At 60.5% G+C, this 16708-nt stretch carries 13 protein-coding genes and 2 pseudogenes; 9 read left to right on the plus strand and 6 right to left on the minus strand.

The window, feature by feature from the left end:
- Positions 1-2 precede the first annotated feature (2 nt).
- The 4 genes from TRP66_RS17375 to yaaA form a co-directional block, all read right to left on the minus strand.
- On the minus strand, positions 3-1175 hold the full coding sequence (locus TRP66_RS17375) for an alginate biosynthesis protein Alg44 (RefSeq protein ID WP_333405011.1): 1173 nt from the start codon (positions 1173-1175) through the stop codon (positions 3-5).
- Positions 1176-1217: 42 nt separating this feature from the next.
- The gene (gene alg8 / locus TRP66_RS17380; protein WP_333405013.1) at positions 1218-2699 is read right to left on the minus strand and encodes a mannuronan synthase; all 1482 of its coding nucleotides are present in this window, start codon (positions 2697-2699) and stop codon (positions 1218-1220) included.
- A gap of 102 nt (positions 2700-2801) precedes the next feature.
- Positions 2802-4118, minus strand: coding sequence for a nucleotide sugar dehydrogenase (locus TRP66_RS17385; RefSeq protein WP_333405015.1), 1317 nt, complete (start codon positions 4116-4118; stop codon positions 2802-2804).
- An 805-nt stretch (positions 4119-4923) separates the two neighbouring features.
- A complete protein-coding gene (gene yaaA, locus TRP66_RS17390; protein ID WP_333405017.1) occupies positions 4924-5706 on the minus strand; it encodes a peroxide stress protein YaaA in 783 nt (260 codons plus the stop codon).
- Positions 5707-5873: 167 nt separating this feature from the next.
- Between yaaA and TRP66_RS17395 the strand changes: the two are divergent.
- From TRP66_RS17395 to moaE, 5 genes and pseudogenes are all read left to right on the plus strand, one after another.
- Positions 5874-7046 (plus strand): annotated as a pseudogene (locus TRP66_RS17395) (polysaccharide deacetylase family protein); the annotation flags it as partial.
- Between the two features lie 501 nt (positions 7047-7547).
- A complete protein-coding gene (locus TRP66_RS17400; RefSeq protein WP_333405019.1) occupies positions 7548-8942 on the plus strand; it encodes a PhoH family protein in 1395 nt (464 codons plus the stop codon).
- Between the two features lie 163 nt (positions 8943-9105).
- The gene (moaC, locus tag TRP66_RS17405) at positions 9106-9591 is read left to right on the plus strand and encodes a cyclic pyranopterin monophosphate synthase MoaC (protein ID WP_333405021.1); all 486 of its coding nucleotides are present in this window, start codon (positions 9106-9108) and stop codon (positions 9589-9591) included.
- Positions 9588-9833: a MoaD/ThiS family protein gene (locus tag TRP66_RS17410; protein ID WP_333405023.1), complete on the plus strand. Its 246-nt coding sequence runs from the start codon at positions 9588-9590 to the stop codon at positions 9831-9833. Before moaC ends, TRP66_RS17410 begins: the two co-directional genes overlap by 4 nt.
- Positions 9834-9835: 2 nt before the next feature.
- Positions 9836-10282, plus strand: coding sequence for a molybdopterin synthase catalytic subunit MoaE (gene moaE, locus TRP66_RS17415; protein ID WP_333405025.1), 447 nt, complete (start codon positions 9836-9838; stop codon positions 10280-10282).
- A 90-nt stretch (positions 10283-10372) separates the two neighbouring features.
- Here the strand turns inward: moaE and rhlB are convergent.
- Positions 10373-11683: pseudogene (gene rhlB, locus TRP66_RS17420) on the minus strand (ATP-dependent RNA helicase RhlB); the annotation flags it as partial.
- 241 nt (positions 11684-11924) lie between these two features.
- Positions 11925-12584, minus strand: a complete 660-nt coding sequence (locus TRP66_RS17425) for an alpha/beta hydrolase (protein ID WP_333405029.1) — start codon at positions 12582-12584, stop codon at positions 11925-11927.
- A gap of 478 nt (positions 12585-13062) precedes the next feature.
- Here TRP66_RS17425 and TRP66_RS17430 point away from each other — a divergent pair, with 478 nt between their 5' ends.
- The 4 genes from TRP66_RS17430 to TRP66_RS17445 all read left to right on the plus strand — a co-directional run.
- Positions 13063-14091, plus strand: a complete 1029-nt coding sequence (locus TRP66_RS17430; RefSeq protein ID WP_333405031.1) for an amino acid ABC transporter substrate-binding protein — start codon at positions 13063-13065, stop codon at positions 14089-14091.
- Positions 14092-14161: 70 nt separating this feature from the next.
- A complete protein-coding gene (locus tag TRP66_RS17435; protein ID WP_333405033.1) occupies positions 14162-15343 on the plus strand; it encodes an amino acid ABC transporter permease in 1182 nt (393 codons plus the stop codon).
- Positions 15344-15353: 10 nt separating this feature from the next.
- Complete coding sequence (locus tag TRP66_RS17440; RefSeq protein ID WP_333405035.1) at positions 15354-16451, plus strand: amino acid ABC transporter permease; 1098 nt, start codon at positions 15354-15356, stop codon at positions 16449-16451.
- Between the two features lie 10 nt (positions 16452-16461).
- Positions 16462-16708, plus strand: a 247-nt coding sequence (locus tag TRP66_RS17445) for an ATP-binding cassette domain-containing protein (protein ID WP_333405037.1), incomplete at its 3' end; no start/stop codon positions are given.

The following is a 16708-nucleotide window of genomic DNA, read 5'->3' on the forward strand; positions in this document are numbered from 1 at the left end:
GATTACAGACCCGCGGCCGTGGCTTTGTCGATCAGCCAGTTCATGGACGGGCCACGATCGCTGACGACTTCGACCGGACGGCCGGCCAGGGCGCTGCTCAGGCTTTCGTCAGGCTTGATCTGAACGCGGATGTCGGTCGCCAGATCGGTTTCGCTCAGGTTGCTGCTGCTGACGATTTCGCCGGTGCGGGTACGGTCTTCGCCGGCGACCTGGAAGCTGACGCGGGTGCCTGGCTTGACGTCGTTGAACTGGCGATAGGTGAAGCGGGCTTCGACGGTAGCCGGAGCGTTGCGTGGAACCAGCTGGAACACGACCTGGCCCTTGGAAGCGAACTGACCGTCCGCAACCAGTTGACGAGCGACAACGCAGTCGCACGGGCTGGTCATGGTGCCGCTCATCTGCTTGCCATACAGTTCTTCGATCTTGGCCGGTTGCAGGTCTTCACCGGTCAGGCTGCCCTTGAGCATTTCCAGCATGCTGGTGTTGAAGGAGGCCAGCGGCGCGCCCTTGGCGGCTTCGCCGTTTACCTGCACCAGGCTCTGCACGGTGCCTTCACGAGGCATGGTTACATCCATGCTCGGCACCGACACCAGGCCGGCCGAAGCGTGGCTGACGAAATACAGGCCGTAGACGGTCTTGAAGATGAAACCGAACGCGGCCAGACCGACCAGGAAGATCCCCAGGCTGAACGCCACCGCGCGAATACGGCCAGCGGTGCTCATGCCGCCGTCGCTGCCCTTGGTCTTGCGCGCCTTGGTGAAATTGTCGCGCTGCAAGGTCGCGAGCACTTCGCCCAGGGTGACGATGTCACCGGACAGGTGCGAGGTGATCAGGTGGCGCAGGGTGGCGATGTCCTGGGCGTCCAGATTCTGGAACTGGCAGCCGATGCGACCGGTGCTCGTGTCGATGGAGCGGATCTGCAGTTCCACGTCCATCGCCAGGCCAAGGTTGTCGATCAGGAACTGCAGGCGGCCCTTGGTCACCTCGCCGACTTTCAGGCGGCGATAGTCGGGAGCGACGAAGCTCAGGCCGCCGGCCGACAGGTCTTCGATCCGCACCAGCGGCGCGTCCGGCTCATCCAGCAGGCGCAGCTTGGCCGGGATCTTGACCCGTGCGTGCTGACGCTGAGCTTCGGATTCATGGACGACGTTCACGTTCTTCACGGCTGTATTCATGGCTATATTTCCTGTTTGATTCGATTTAATCCGTTGGCCCGGTCAAACCATCGTCAGCAGCACTGCGACGAAGATGGTGCCAGCCGAGAAAGTCATGGTCCGGGACGACCAGGTATTGAACCAGCCTTGAAAACTGGCCAGATCGCGGCTGAGTTTGGTGTCCTGGCGCGTCCAGGACTGGCGGTCGAGACGGAAGAACACGTAGATCTTCATCAGGGCGCCGACGATCTGGTTGTAATAGAGGATCACCGGGTAGGCAGGCCCGATCCTGTGTCCCGAGCAGGACAGCAACAGCGTCAGGATCAGACGGGTCATGCCGATCCACAGCAGGTACATCAGGATGAATGCGCCGCCGTATTTGAAGCTGGCGATGATGGCGACGGTCAGGCCCAGGATCGATGTCCACATCGATACGCGCTGGTCGAACAGCACGATGCTGGTGAACACACCGAGGCGGCGAATGCCCAGACCCAGCGCGCGGGAGTTCTGGCGCAGGTTGTTGCCGTACCAGCGGTACATCAGCTTGCGGCTGGCCTTGAAGAAGCTCTTCTCGGGCGGGTGCTCCACGGTGTTGATCGCCGCATCAGGCACGTAGAAGGTGTCGTAGCCCAGGCGCATCAGGCTGAACCAGCTGGACTTGTCGTCGCCGGTCAGGAAGCGGAAGGTGCCCAGGCGCCAGTGTTTGAGCGAATCGCTCTCCACGTCGGCGATGAACTCAGGGTCGGTGACCACGGTGGCGCGGAACACTGACATCCGGCCGGTCATGGTCAACACGCGCTTGGACAGGGCCATCGAGCACATGTTGATGTGGCGCTGGGCGAAACGCAGCTTGTGCCATTCGCTCATGATGTAGCCGCCGCGTACTTCGCAGAACTCGTTGGTGGTCAGGCCGCCGACGTTGTCGAACAGGTGGAACCACGGCACGGTCTTGCGCACCACGCCCTCGTTGAGCACGGTGTCGCCGTCGATCACCGCGACCACTGCGCGGTCGTCTGGCAGGTGGCGGGAGATGGCGCGGAAGCCGTAGGCCAGGCCATCGCGCTTGCCGGTGCCCGGGATTCGCACGAAGTCGAGGGTGACGCGGTCCGGCGGGTTCATGCGTGCCCAGAGGCTCTTGACCAGCAACTCATCGGACATTTCCACCAGCGAGCAGACCACGGTGGTCGGCAGGCCGCAATCGATCGCTTCGCGAATCACCGAGCTGTACACCTGAGCGGTGGTCAGCGCTTCGATACGAAAGCTGGTGACCATCAGGAACACGTGCGAAGGGTTCGCGGCGTCGCCCAGCTTGCGAACCTTGCGGCGCAGGCGAGGGTAAACGATGTACAGAAAGATCATCCCGCGCACGAAGTGCGTGATGCCCATCGAATAGCGCCAGATACCCACGGCGCCAATCAGGAAAATGAAGTTCTTCGACTGAGAGTCGAAGATACTGGTGGGCAGCAAAGAGGCCAGGCCCATCAACAGAGTCAGATAAAACAGCCATCCGGCGGCCTCTAGAAGGCCGTGCTTTAGCCTTTGCATAGATCGGTATCCCAAGGTCAGTTGCAAGCCTCAAGCCCCAAGCCTCAGGCAAATGCCTGGGGCCTGTGGCCTGATGCTTGGCGCTTGTGGCTTGCGGCTGATTTACCAGCAGATCCCTTCGGCCTGGCCGCTTTCGCCGGTGGTCTTGGACATGAAGCCCACCAGGTCGACAACGTGCTTGCCCGCCGGGGTCTGGTCGGCCAGAGCGCGGAAACGCTCGTCGCGGTTACCCAGGATGATGACGTCGGAGTTGTTGATGACCGCGTCGAAGTCGGAATTCAGCAGCGAGGAAACGTGCGGAATCTTCGATTCGATGTAGTCCTTGTTCGCGCCGTGAACGCGAGCGTATTCGACGTTGGCATCGTAGATGCTCAGGTCGAAACCCTTGCCGATCAGCATTTCGGCCAGCTCGACCAGCGGGCTTTCACGCAGGTCGTCGGTACCGGCCTTGAAGCTCAGACCCAGCAGGGCGACCTTGCGGGTGTCGTGCGCGGCGACGATGTCGAACGCGTTCTGTACCTGGGACACGTTGCTGCGCATCAGGGAGTTGAGCAGTGGCGCTTCCACGTCCAGGCTGCCTGCGCGGTAGGTCAGAGCACGCACGTCTTTTGGCAGGCATGAGCCGCCGAAAGCGAAACCAGGGCGCATGTAGTACTGGGACAGGTTCAGTTGCTTGTCCTGGCAGACCACTTCCATGACTTCACGACCGTCCACGCCGCAGGCCTTGGCGATGTTGCCGATTTCGTTGGCGAAGGTCACCTTGGTGGCGTGCCATACGTTGCAGGTGTACTTGATCATCTCGGCAACGGCGATGTCCTTGCGGATGATCGGCGCGTCCAGTTCTTCGTACAGCGATTGCAGAACGTCGCCGGACGCCTTGTCGAATTCGCCGATCACGGTCATCGGTGGATGATCGTAGTCTTTGATCGCGGTGCTTTCGCGCAGGAACTCAGGGTTCACGGCGACGCCGAAGTCGACGCCGGCTTTCTTGCCCGAGCAGTCTTCCAGGATCGGGATTACCACGTTGGCGACGGTGCCCGGCAGTACGGTGCTGCGCACGACGATGGTGTGGCGCGAAGTCTTGTCACGCAGCACGTAACCGATTTCGCGGCATACGCCTTCAATGAAATCGAGTTCCAGGTCGCCGTTCTTCTTGCTTGGAGTGCCGACGCAGATCATCGAAACGTCAGTGGCGCGAATGGCTTCGGAGAAGTCGGTGGTGCCGCGCAGTTTGCCGTTGCGAATACCCTGAGCCAGCAGTTCTTCCAGGCCTGGCTCGACGATAGGCGACTTGCCGTTATTGATAAGGTCGATCTTTGTGCTGGAGATATCTACACCAACGACATCGTGACCACGTGCAGAAAGGCAACCGGCGCAGACTGCACCGACATAACCCAAACCAAAGATGCTGATACGCATCGTACTCTCCTCGATTTCACGCCAAAGTTGGCTGGATATAAATTTTTGCCAGCAGATATCACACGTCAGTGACTGCGGGCTTATAAAGTCCACATAACTAACGCAGGCATATTTAATAAGTGAGTGCGCAATAAGAGAGGCGAACTCAAAGGCACTGAGTGCAAGCGGCAAGTCACCATTCCCTGCTGGGAAAGGCCCTGCTCTTTCGGATGTGGTTGACCCACTCCTTTAGGGCGATACCTGAACGCCGGGCATGAAGACGCAGGGGCTAGAGCCTTGCATGTTCAGCTCGTGTCCTCTTCGATACACCGTTCCGGGGCTTGGCCTGGCTACCTTATTCAACGGAATGTCGTAAGTTTCACTCGGTACCTACAGCCTTGATCGAATGATCAAACTACGCGTGGGTAACTTCCCTTTAACCCGTCCCCTTGTAAGTGATCTCTTACAAGGTTGCCGAGAATTGTTACGGGATGTAGGAGCGTAAGCGTTGGTGTTTAGTTCCGGGCCGTTCGTCCTGATTTTGAGATTCAGTCGTATCAGGACGGTTACAGGCCATAGTTGCAGGATGATGGCATTGCAGCTTCTAATGCTTGATTTTCGGGGGGTTGCGGCTCTTGTATACGAAAGTGCCACTACTCGGCACAGGTGCATCATTGATCGCAAAAATATTTGTTATTTTTTCGAGAAAATTGACGGCGCTGGAAAGAGGACAATTTTTCGACGTTTATCTGGCGTCATGTTTATGGCATTCGTGCAGTTTTGCACGAAAAAAAGCGCGGTTTCGGGTACCCGCGCTTGAGGGTGTTTACTGCTGTTCGGGGGTATCGCGCAAAAAGACCAGCTTTGTTGCGGTCGACTGTTCGGCACTGTAGCGGTAACCCTGAGCATCGAATGCCTTGAGCTGTTCGGGATTTTCGATGCGTTCGGAAATCACGAAGCGGCTCATCATGCCCCGGGCTTTCTTGGCGTAGAAACTGATGATCTTGTACTGGCCGTTTTTCAGGTCCTTGAACTCGGTATCGATCACCTGAGCATTGAGCGCGGAGCGTTTGACCGCCGAGAAGTATTCGGTCGACGCCAGGTTCAGCAGCAGATCGTCGCCCTGATCGGCAAGCGCCTGATTCAGCCATTCGCTGATACGGGTTCCCCAGAATGCATACAGATCCTTGCCGCGGGCATTGGGCAGGCGGGTGCCCATTTCCAGGCGGTAGGGCTGCATCAGGTCCAGAGGGCGCAACAGGCCATAGAGACCGGACAGCATGCGCAGATGATCCTGGGCGTAGTCCAGTTGGGCCTCGCTCAGGGTTTCGGCATCCAGGCCGGTATAAACGTCGCCCTTGAACGCGAGCACGGCCTGTTTGGCGTTATCCAGGGTAAACGCCGGGGTCCAGCTGCCGAAGCGCGCGGCATTGAGACCGGCCAGCTTGTCGGACAGATGCATCAGCTCGCTGATTTGCGCAGGCGTCAGCTCACGAAGCTGGGCGATCAACTCCTGGGAGTGGTCCAGATATTGCGGCTGGGTGTAGCGCGCGGTGGTCGGCGGCGTCTCGAAATCGAGGGTCTTTGCCGGAGAAATCACCATCAGCATAAGTCGTCTCCTTTAATGAGCGAGCGATTCTAGGGGCTGACGGCGTGCGACTCCAGCTATGGCGGCGATAGACCCGTCTCGAACGCAGGACCTGATTCGCAGATCGGCTATAGTGCGGGCCGACGTGATGTGGCGTGCTGGACAGAAAAAAGGAGAGGGTAGTGGGGTTGCGGATTGTTCTTGCAGTGTGCGCGGGTTTGTTGGCGGTAAACGTACAGGCGGCGCCGCCGGCCATCGCCACGCTCGATCGCAGCGTGTGGCCCGAGCGTCTGGAAACGCCGGCGCTGTTCGATGTGGCTTCCCGCGCGGAAATCCTGGCGTTCGCCCACGCCCTGTCGCTCAGTGAGAAACTCGATGAAGAGGGGCTGAAGCGCCGTCTGGGCCTGCGCTACGTCAATCTCTCTTCGCTGAACGTGATCCGCCAGCGCCTGTGGCGTCGCTTGCTGGAAAATTATCAGAGCGCGCAGAAGAGCTGCGGCGAGGACGCCAACTTCTGTGTCCTCGTCGAGGACATGGACCAGTTGCGCCAGCGCGCCGAGGAGTACACGGTCTCCGGCGAATCCTTCTATGCCGGATGGGCCCAACCGAGTGCGATCTTTCACGAACGCTATCTCAACGAGCTGCTCTACCTGGCCGCCCTGTTCCCCCAGACCAGCAGCGAGATTGAGCGCTATAACTCCGATGAAATGAGCGGCGACGAGATGCCCGATCGCACCTTCAAGCTCAACTTCGAGGGCGGGCCGAGCCCCGCGAACGGTGGCACCGACTGGCTGGCAGACTTCATGCGCCAGCAGAAAATGACCGCCACCTTCTTCGTCCTGGGCAAGAACCTGCAGGAGCGGCTGCAAGGCGCCGCGCCCGGCAGTGTGCAGGCGCTGTACCGCCAGCAATGCGTCGGCCTCCAGGGCTGGGAACATCGTTCGCACAGCCAGTGGGTCGGCTGGCAGGACTCGGTGCAGCGCACCTTGAGCCTGGTCGAGGGGGCACTGCCGGACAATTACGTTCCCTTATTCCGCCCACCCTATGGCCACCGCCGCGCCGACAGCGGCGAGTTCTTCCGGGCGCAAAATCTGCGAGTGTCGCTGTGGAACATCGACGCCAAGGATGACAATCCTCGCCTGACCGCTGAGCAGGTCAGCGACCGGGTGGTCACCCTCATGCTGCTTTGGCGGCGCGGCACGGTGGTCTTTCATGACACGGTCAACAAGGCGCAGTCGGCGTTGCCGTTGCTGCTCGCCAATACCTGGCAAAGCGAACTGGTCTGGGACGATTGTCGCAATCTCTACGAAGAACCGGCGCCTGAACCTGTCGCTGAGCCCGAGCCCGAGCCCGAAGTCGAAGCACCGACCGAGCCCGCCGAAGAAGCTGTCGACCCGGCCGAGCCTGTCGAATCGTCGCCCGCAAGCCCACCCGCGCCCGAGCCTGAATCCGCGCCGCAGCCAGCTCCCGGCAGTGAAGAAGTGACCGAGCCAGTATCCGAAGAAGAGAGCCGGCGAGTGCCGGTGGAGAGCTCGGGGCAAGTGCCCGAGGAATGAAGAACCGCCGTTTCGCTTGCAAAAAGACGGCGGCTGACTCCGGACTGTAAACGCGCTGCGAACGTCCGCCAAGCGCTATTCGTCAACCTGTGAAATAAACTTCAAAAAACTGTCAAAGAGCTTTTTCCTGTCATCCCTTTTGCTGTATTACGAAGACAGACCGCCGAAACCTGCAACACAGGTGGCGTCATTCAAGACCCACCTTGAGCAACATCTTCCCTGCCTGAAGGGAAGACCCCGGCGGCCTTTCCGTGGCGCAGCGTGTAGCGGTTCTGCGTCACCTGGCTTCTGAAAAGGTGAGCGAGTATGGATGATCACGGACGCACCCCTTCCACCAACCAGCCTATCCTTTACGTGCTCGATACCAACGTATTGATCCATGATCCAAACGCACTGCTGAATTTCGAAGAACACCGCGTCGCCATTCCCATGACCGTTCTGGAGGAACTGGACAAACTCAAGGACGGCAAACATACCGTCGCCGCCGAATGCCGTCAGGCCATCCGGCTGATCGACAAGACGCTGGGCGAAGCGTCACCCGAGGAAGTCGAGAAGGGCGTACCGATAGACCGCGGCACCGGCGTGCTCAAGGGGTTTCTGTCGATCCTGATGAGCAAGCGCGAGGAACCCAAAAGCCTGCTGCCCGAACACCTGAACGACAACATCATCATCAACCAACTGATCGATCTGCATGAGCGCAACAAGGACCTGCGCGTCGTGCTGGTGACCAAAGACATCAACATGCGCCTCAAGGCCCGCGCCTGCGGGATCGCCGCCGAGGACTACAGCACTGACCAACTGGTCGACGACGTTTCGTTGCTGTCGCGTGGCTACCATGAGGTGCCCGGTTCGTTCTGGGATCGGGTCAGCAAGGTCGAGACCCGTCAGGACCGCGGCCGGACCTGGCACCGGGTCCAGCTTTCGGAAATGTTGCCGGCCGTGCATATGAACGAGTTCATCATTGACGAGCAGGGTTTCGTCGGCTGGATCAAAGGCGTGCGCAACGATGAACTACTGATTCTGGACATGCATCAGGAGCCTTTGCTGCATCAGGAAGCCTGGGGCCTCAAGCCACGCGACATCTACCAGGGCCTGGCGCTGTTCGCGCTGCTCGACCCGGACATTCATCTGGTCAACCTGTCGGGCGCGGCAGGCTCGGGCAAGACCATTCTGGCGTTGGCAGCGGCCATCGAGCAGACCATGGTCACCAAGCGTTACCGGCGCATCATCGCCACCCGCAGCGTACAGGGGCTGGATCAGGAAATCGGCTTTCTGCCGGGTACCGAAGCCGAGAAGATGGAGCCCTGGCTGGGGGCGATCACCGACAACCTCGAAGCCTTGCACATGGATGATGAAAACACGCATGGCAGCGTCGATTACATCCTCAGCAAAGTGCCGTTGCAGTTCAAATCCCTCAACTACATCCGGGGCCGCAGCTTCCAGCAGAGTCTGATCCTGATCGACGAATGCCAGAACCTGACGCCGCACCAGATCAAAACCATCATCACCCGCGCCGGCGCGGGCTCCAAAGTGGTCTGCCTGGGTAACCTGGCGCAGATCGACACCCCTTACCTGTCGGCCACCAGTTCCGGCCTGACCTACCTGACGGAGCGTTTCAAGGACTTCCCCAACGGCGTGCACATCACCCTGCAAGGCGTGCCGCGTTCCATCCTGGCTGAATATGCGGAGAGTCATCTCTAACCAATGCCTTCGCGGATAAATCCGCTCCTACGGTTTTGTAGGAGCGCATTTATCCGCGAAGCGCCGGCACATCCGACAAAGATGTGTCGGCCTTACCACCGCCTTCGCGGACAAGTCCGCTCCTACGGGTTTACAATCCCCGCTCCTGTCCAGGAGTCATCCCGTGCTTACACATCTCGATTCTCAAGGTCGCGCCAATATGGTCGACGTCACCGATAAAGCCGTGACGTCCCGAGAGGCTGTGGCCCAGGCGCGGGTGCGCATGTTGCCCGCGACGCTGCAAATGATCGTCAGTGGTGGTCATCCCAAGGGCGATGTATTCGCCGTAGCGCGAATTGCCGGCATCCAGGCGGCGAAGAAAACCAGCGATCTGATTCCGCTGTGTCATCCGCTGATGCTGACCAGCGTGAAGGTCGAGCTCAGTGCCGAAGGTGAGGACGCCGTCCTGATCTTGGCACGTTGCAAGCTTGCCGGGCAGACGGGCGTGGAGATGGAAGCGCTGACTGCCGCCAGTGTCGCCGCGCTGACCATCTACGACATGTGCAAGGCCGTGGATCGCGGCATGGTCATCGAGTCTGTGCAGTTGCTGGAAAAACTCGGCGGCAAGAGTGGTCACTTCGTCGCCCAGCCCGTGGAGTCGGCACGATGAGCGTGCAGGTTCAGTATTTCGCCCGTTACCGGGAAGCCCTCGGGCTGGACGGCGAGCGTGTCGAGGGCTCGTTTCCTACACTCGATGCGTTGCGTCAGCACTTGTTGCAGCGTGGCGAGCAATGGCAGGTGCTGGCTGAGCAGAGCCTGATGTGCGCGCGCAATCAGGAACTGTGTTCGCTGGATGAACTCCTGGAAGACGGCGATGAGGTCGCCTTCTTCCCGACCGTGACCGGAGGTTGACCATGGCTGTTCGCGTCCAGGCCGAGGCCTTCAACCCTGGCGACGAGGTCAACGCCCTGCACGCTGCCAACGTGGGCATCGGCGCGGTGGTGAGCTTTGTGGGGTATGTCCGGGACTTCAACGATGGACGGGAAGTGTCGGGGATGTTTCTGGAGCATTATCCGGGGATGACCGAAAAAGCCTTGCAGAAGATCGTGGCCGAAGCCGAACAACGCTGGCCTTTGCTACGCCTGGAAGTCCTGCACCGGGTCGGTGCGCTGGAACCGGGCGAGCCGATCGTATTCGTCGGCGTAGCCAGCGCGCATCGTCAGGCGTCGTTCGAAGCCTGCGATTTCGTCATGGATTACCTCAAGACCCGCGCCCCGTTCTGGAAGCGCGAAAATACGTCCGAAGGCCCGCGTTGGGTCGAAGGTCGCGAGAGCGATCATGCGGCGGCGAAGCGTTGGTAGAGCAAGTGAACCGAACCGCCATCGTTATCGCCATCGCCAGCAAGCTGGCTCCTACAAGCGTAGGAGCCAGCTTGCTGGCGATGCTGACGCCTACTGGGTACGCTTACGCTCCACCGCCCGCAACAACTCGGTCGGCGGCATTTCGCAGCTGATCTTGCGGCCGAGTTTTTCTTCGATGGCCGGTAACTGGTAGGAATCGTCCTCGCCGGCGAAGCTGATCGACACGCCCTCGGCGCCAGCGCGGCCGGTCCGGCCGATGCGGTGCACGTAATCGTCCGGCACTTCGGGCAGCGTGAAATTGATCACATGGCTGATGCCGTCGATATGGATGCCGCGGCCCGCTACGTCGGTGGCGACCAGCACCCGGATCTTGCCCTCGCGAAAGCCTTCCAGGGTCTTGATGCGCTTGTGCTGCGGCACGTCGCCCGAGAGCTGCGCGGCATTCACGCCGTCGCGCACCAGGCGCTCTTCGATCCGGCGCACTTCGTCCTTGCGGTTGGCAAAGACCATCACTCGCTCCCAGCCGTTGTCGTTCACCAGGTTGTACAGCAGCTTGTACTTGTCCGCCGCCGCGACGGCGTAGACATGCTGCTCGACATTGGCGTTGGCGACGGTCTCGGCCTCGATCTCGACGATCGCCGGGTCCGTGGTCCACTGCTTGGCGAGGTTCATCACGTCATCGGTGAAGGTCGCGGAGAACAGCAGCGTCTGGCGCTCGCCCTTGTGCGGCGTCTGGCGAATGATCTGACGCACCTGCGGGATGAAGCCCATGTCCAGCATGCGGTCGGCTTCGTCCAGCACCATGACTTCGACCATATCCAGGTGCACTTCGCCGCGCTGGTTGAAGTCCAGCAGACGGCCCGGGGTGGCGACCAGGATGTCGCAGTGACGGGCTTCGAGCTGCTTGAGCTGCTTGTCGAAGTCCATGCCGCCGACGAAGGTCATGACGTTCAGATCGGTGTATTTGGTCAGCGCCTCAGCGTCTTTGGCGATCTGTACCACCAGCTCGCGGGTCGGCGCGATGATTAATGCACGCGGCTCGCCCATGTAACGTTCCCGCGGCGGAGGCGTCTGGGTCAGCTGGGTGATGATGGAAATCAGGAACGCGGCGGTCTTGCCGGTGCCGGTCTGGGCGCGACCGATGGCGTCTTTGCCCTTGAGGGTATAACCCAGCACTCCGGCCTGGATCGGCGTGCAGTAGGGAAAGCCCAGGTCGTGGATGGCGTGCATCAGCTCGGGCGCAAGGTCGAAATCGTGGAAGCGGGTTTTGCCTTCCATCGGCTCGACGACAAAATCCTCGATCTTCCACGGTGCGACCACAGGCTTGGCGGGGCGCTCCCGACGGGGTCGTTCGACTTTGGGTTTCTCGGTACGCGGCGCTGGGGCCGGGGCGGGTTCAGGCGTTTGCGAATCGGCAGGCCGCGCGACTTTCGCGACCGATTCCGGCGCGGCCGCGATCGGTGCGGCGGGGGCGGGGACTGCCTGGCTCGGCGCGGGCTGCCCAGCCTCGCTTTTACCGAACATCTTTTTAAGTGCTTTAAGCACGGTCATCTCGTCAATTGGTTAAGGAATGTACGCCGAGCAGTGTAAAGCAAGAACCGTGCGCGGCGTAGTGCCGAGCGCCGAAGCGCGCCACGGCGCGTTACCGCAGGCGCTCGGAAAGCCAGGCCCTGATGTCGGCGATTTCCTGCGGTAACACTTGGTGTCCCATTGGGTATTCCTGCCAATGCGCGGTGACACCGACCTGCTTGAGGTGCTCGTAGGCTGCGCGCCCCATGGCCGCGTGAACCACTTCGTCGTTGTAGCCGTGCAGGCAGTACGCCGGGATGCGTTGCTGGCTGGCGGACAGCACCATCTGCTTGTTGAAGGTGGGCGCGTAGGTCGAGAGCGCCAGCACACCGCCCAACGGACCTTCCCAACGCAGATAAGCGGTGTGCAGCACCACCGCTCCGCCTTGCGAGAAGCCCGCCAGGAATATTCTCGCCGGATCGATGCCGCTGTCGCGCTGCTGTTCGATGAGGCGCAGCACCTGTTGCGCCGACGCTTCCATCTGTTCGTGGTCGATGGCCCGCGCCGAGGCGCTCATGGTCTTGATGTCGTACCAGCTCGGCATCTGGTACCCGTTATTGATCGTTACCGCCTGGGTCGGCGCCTGTGGCAGTACGAAGCGCGTGGAACGTAGCGATTCCTGCAGCGCTTCGGCGACCGGGAGAAAGTCGTAACGGTCCGCGCCCAGGCCGTGCAGCCAGATGACGCAGGCATCGACGGCGTCGACGGGTTCGAGAATCAGCGGATCGGTCATGGGTGCTCCAAAGTTGTGCGATAGGCGCTTTTTTAGCGCATTAATACGGTGCGTGCCTTGTTCAAATCTGAACGAAGATGTCGCAAGGCTGCAAGTTTAGCTCTTGTGCTCCGGCTAGTTCGACATTGCCACCATGGTGGTACGGGCTTTGCTATGAATCGACTGGAGTCTAAGCGCGCACCTCGACCGGTAACACTATCAGGCTACACCGGTAATGGTCGAAAAGCGGCACGGGAGTCCAGGCGTCAGGGATTCGCGGCACGATTCACCGCATACCGTTTCGGTCTGTGGAAATCATCGGGCTTTGATTCAGGGTTCTGCAATGCGGATGAACGTTCACGACGGGTTAACCCGCGCTTCATCCGCCAGGCTCGACGACGCATTGACCCAAAAACAAGCCAGCACGGGTCGACGATGCCTCACAAGGGTGCGGCGTGATCAAGGTTCGCAAACAACAAAGAGCAATCTGGAGGTTTGAATGAAGATGTTGAAATCTACCCTGGCCGTAGTCACAGCCGTCGCAGCGCTCGGTGTCGCCGGGGCTGCCAACGCAGGTGCTACCCTCGACGCCGTTCAGAAGAAAGGCTTTGTCCAGTGCGGCGTCAGCGACGGCCTGCCAGGGTTCTCCGTTCCGGATGCCAGCGGCAAGATCACCGGTATCGACGCCGACGTGTGCCGCGCCATTGCCGCCGCCGTTTTCGGTGACGCCAACAAGGTGAAGTTCAGCCAGCTCAACGCCAAGGAGCGTTTCACCGCTCTGCAATCGGGTGAAGTCGACGTGCTGTCGCGCAACACCACCTGGACCAGCTCTCGCGACGCAGGCATGGGCCTGGTGTTCGCCGGCGTGACCTACTACGACGGCATCGGCTTTCTGGTGAACAACAAGCTGGGCGTCAAGAGCGCCAAGGAACTGGACGGCGCGACCGTGTGCATCCAGGCCGGTACCACCACTGAGCTGAACGTGTCCGACTACTTCCGCTCCAACGGCATGAAGTACACCCCGATCACCTTCGACACCTCCGACGAAAGCGCCAAGTCGCTGGAAGGCGGCCGTTGCGACGTGCTGACGTCCGACCAGTCGCAGCTGTACGCACAGCGCAGCAAGCTGGCCAAGCCTGAAGACTACGTCGTTCTGCCGGAAGTGATCTCCAAGGAACCACTGGGCCCGGTCGTGCGTAAAGGCGACGAAGAGTGGTTCTCCATCGTCAAGTGGACCCTGTTCGCCATGCTCAACGCGGAAGAGGCCAAGGTCACTTCCAAGAACGTCGAAGCCGAAGCCAAATCGACCAAGAACCCTGATGTGGCCCGTATGCTCGGCGCCGATGGCGCTTACGGCGCTGATCTGAAACTGCCGAAGGACTGGGTCGTACAGATCGTCAAGCAGGTCGGCAACTACGGTGAAATGTTCGAACGCAACCTGGGCGAGTCGACCCCGCTGAAAATCAAGCGTGGTCAGAACGCACTGTGGAACGCAGGCGGCATCCAGTACGCACCACCTATTCGCTGATTGACCCGACGCCCGACAGCCCTGACCGGCTGTCGGGCGTCGTTCTGTTTCATTTTCCCTGGGGCACTTCATGGAAAAGCAAATCGTCGCACCCAAGCAAGCGCTCTCGTTGAGCGATCCGAAAGTGCGCGCGTGGTTATTTCAGATCATTACCGTCGTGGCAGTGGTCTCCGTCGGCTGGTTCATGTTCGACAATGTACAGACCAACCTTGAACACCGGGGCATCACCTCGGGCTTCGGTTTTCTCGAACGCAGTGCCGGATTCGGTATTGCTCAGCACCTGATCGATTACACCGAATCGGACAGCTATGCGCGGGTGTTCGTCATCGGCCTGCTCAATACGCTGCTGGTATCGTTCATCGGCATCATCCTGGCCACCATTCTGGGCTTTATCATCGGTGTCGCGCGTCTCTCGCCCAACTGGATGATCAACAAGCTGGCAACGGTCTATGTGGAAGTCTTCCGCAACATTCCGCCGTTGCTGCAGATCCTGTTCTGGTACACCGCCGTGTTCCTCACCCTGCCGGGTCCGCGTCAGGCGCATGGCTTCTTCGATATGTTCTTCGTCAGCAGCCGTGGCCTGAACATGCCGAGCGCGGTGCCGGCCGAAGGCGCCTGGCCGTTCGTGATCAGTATCGTGCTTGCCATTGTGGCTGTCGTGCTGATGGTCCGCTGGGCCAACAAGCGTTTCGAGGCGACCGGCGAGCCATTCCACAAGTTCTGGGTCGGCCTTGCCCTGCTGCTGGTCATTCCAGGCCTGTGCATGCTGGTGTTCGGCGCGCCCGTGCACTGGGAAATGCCTGAACTGCGCGGCTTCAACTTCGTTGGCGGCTGGGTACTGATTCCCGAGCTGGTCTCGCTGACCCTGGCCTTGACGGTCTACACCGCGGCGTTCATCGCCGAAATCGTGCGTTCGGGCATCAAGTCGGTCAGCCACGGCCAGACCGAAGCGGCGCGCTCCCTGGGCCTGCGCCCTGGTCCGACGCTGCGCAAAGTGATCATCCCGCAGGCGCTGCGAGTGATCATCCCGCCGCTGACCAGCCAGTACCTGAACCTGGTGAAAAACTCTTCGCTGGCGGCCGCCATCGGCTATCCGGAGATGGTGTCGCTGTTCGCCGGCACGGTGCTCAACCAGACAGGTCAGGCGATCGAAGTCATCGCCATCACCATGAGCGTCTACCTGGCGATCAGTATCAGCATTTCCATGCTGATGAACTGGTACAACAAGCGCATTGCGCTGATCGAGCGGTGAGGACACGCGCATGACAACCCATACTTTCAAACCCGACATGCCGCCGCCGAACAAAGTGTTCGGCCCGGTGGCCTGGATGCGACAGAACCTGTTCTCCAGCTGGATCAACACACTGCTGACACTGGTGTCGCTGTACCTGGTGTACCTGATCGTGCCGCCGATCATCAGCTGGGCACTGCTCGACGCCAACTGGATCGGCAGCACCCGCGCCGACTGCACCAAGGAAGGCGCCTGCTGGGTGTTCATCCAGCAGCGTTTCGGCCAGTTCATGTACGGCTATTTCCCCAATGAGCTGCGCTGGCGGGTCGACCTGACGGCACTGCTGGCGATCGTCGGCGCCGCGCCGCTGTTCATCTCCGGGTTTCCGCGCAAGGCGTTCTATGCGATCGGCTTCCTGGTGATCTATCCGATCGTCGCTTTCTACCTGCTGCACGGCGGCGCGTTCGGTCTGACCACCGTGCCCACCAGCCAGTGGGGCGGTCTGATGCTGACCCTGGTGATCGCCACCGTGGGCATCGCCGGCGCTCTGCCGCTGGGCATTCTGCTTGCGCTGGGTCGTCGCTCCAGCATGCCGGCGGTGCGCGTGGTCTGCGTGACCTTCATCGAGTTCTGGCGCGGCGTGCCGTTGATCACGGTGCTGTTCATGTCGTCGGTGATGCTGCCGCTGTTCATGCCCGAAGGGATGAACTTCGACAAGCTGCTGCGCGCCCTGATCGGCGTGATCCTGTTCCAGTCGGCGTATATCGCCGAGGTGGTGCGGGGCGGTATGCAGGCGATTCCCAAGGGGCAGTACGAAGCGGCCGCCGCGATGGGCCTGGGTTACTGGCGCGCCATGGGCCTGGTCATTCTGCCGCAGGCCTTGAAGCTGGTGATCCCCGGCATCGTCAACACCTTTATCGCCCTGTTCAAGGACACCAGTCTGGTGATCATCATCGGTCTGTTCGACCTGCTCAACAGCGTCAAGCAAGCCACCGCCGACCCTTCGTGGCTGGGCATGGCGACCGAAGGCTACGTATTCGCGGCCCTGGTGTTCTGGATTTTCTGTTTCGGCATGTCCCGCTACTCCATGCATCTGGAGCGCAAGCTGGACACAGGCCACAAGCGTTAGGAGTTTTGTGATGAGTGAAGCTATCAGTAAGCCCCTGGGCGCAGAAGGCATGATCCGCATGGAGGGCGTCCACAAGTGGTACGGCCAGTTCCACGTGCTCAAGGACATCAACCTGAACGTACGCCAGGGTGAGCGTATCGTGCTGTGCGGTCCGTCCGGCTCGGGCAAGTCGACCACCATTCGCTGCCTGAACCGTCTGGAAGAACACCAGCAGGGCCGGATCATCGTCGACGGCACCGAACTGACCTCCGACCTGC

This window comes from Pseudomonas sp. JDS28PS106, assembly GCF_036706555.1.
Lineage (GTDB): Bacteria > Pseudomonadota > Gammaproteobacteria > Pseudomonadales > Pseudomonadaceae > Aquipseudomonas.

Bases quoted from the DNA above. Each gene is read 5' to 3' on its own strand.
- TRP66_RS17425 (WP_333405029.1), bottom strand. From the start codon at position 12,584: ATGACCGATCCGCTGATTCTCGAACCCGTCGACGCCGTCGATGCCTGC.
- alg8 (WP_333405013.1), bottom strand. From the start codon at position 2,699: ATGCAAAGGCTAAAGCACGGCCTTCTAGAGGCCGCCGGATGGCTGTTT.
- TRP66_RS17410 (WP_333405023.1), top strand. From the start codon at position 9,588: ATGAGCGTGCAGGTTCAGTATTTCGCCCGTTACCGGGAAGCCCTCGGG.
- TRP66_RS17400 (WP_333405019.1), top strand. From the start codon at position 7,548: ATGGATGATCACGGACGCACCCCTTCCACCAACCAGCCTATCCTTTAC.
- TRP66_RS17430 (WP_333405031.1), top strand. From the start codon at position 13,063: ATGAAGATGTTGAAATCTACCCTGGCCGTAGTCACAGCCGTCGCAGCG.
- moaE (WP_333405025.1), top strand. From the start codon at position 9,836: ATGGCTGTTCGCGTCCAGGCCGAGGCCTTCAACCCTGGCGACGAGGTC.
- TRP66_RS17385 (WP_333405015.1), bottom strand. From the start codon at position 4,118: ATGCGTATCAGCATCTTTGGTTTGGGTTATGTCGGTGCAGTCTGCGCC.
- TRP66_RS17440 (WP_333405035.1), top strand. From the start codon at position 15,354: ATGACAACCCATACTTTCAAACCCGACATGCCGCCGCCGAACAAAGTG.
- yaaA (WP_333405017.1), bottom strand. From the start codon at position 5,706: ATGCTGATGGTGATTTCTCCGGCAAAGACCCTCGATTTCGAGACGCCG.
- TRP66_RS17435 (WP_333405033.1), top strand. From the start codon at position 14,162: ATGGAAAAGCAAATCGTCGCACCCAAGCAAGCGCTCTCGTTGAGCGAT.
- TRP66_RS17375 (WP_333405011.1), bottom strand. From the start codon at position 1,175: ATGAATACAGCCGTGAAGAACGTGAACGTCGTCCATGAATCCGAAGCT.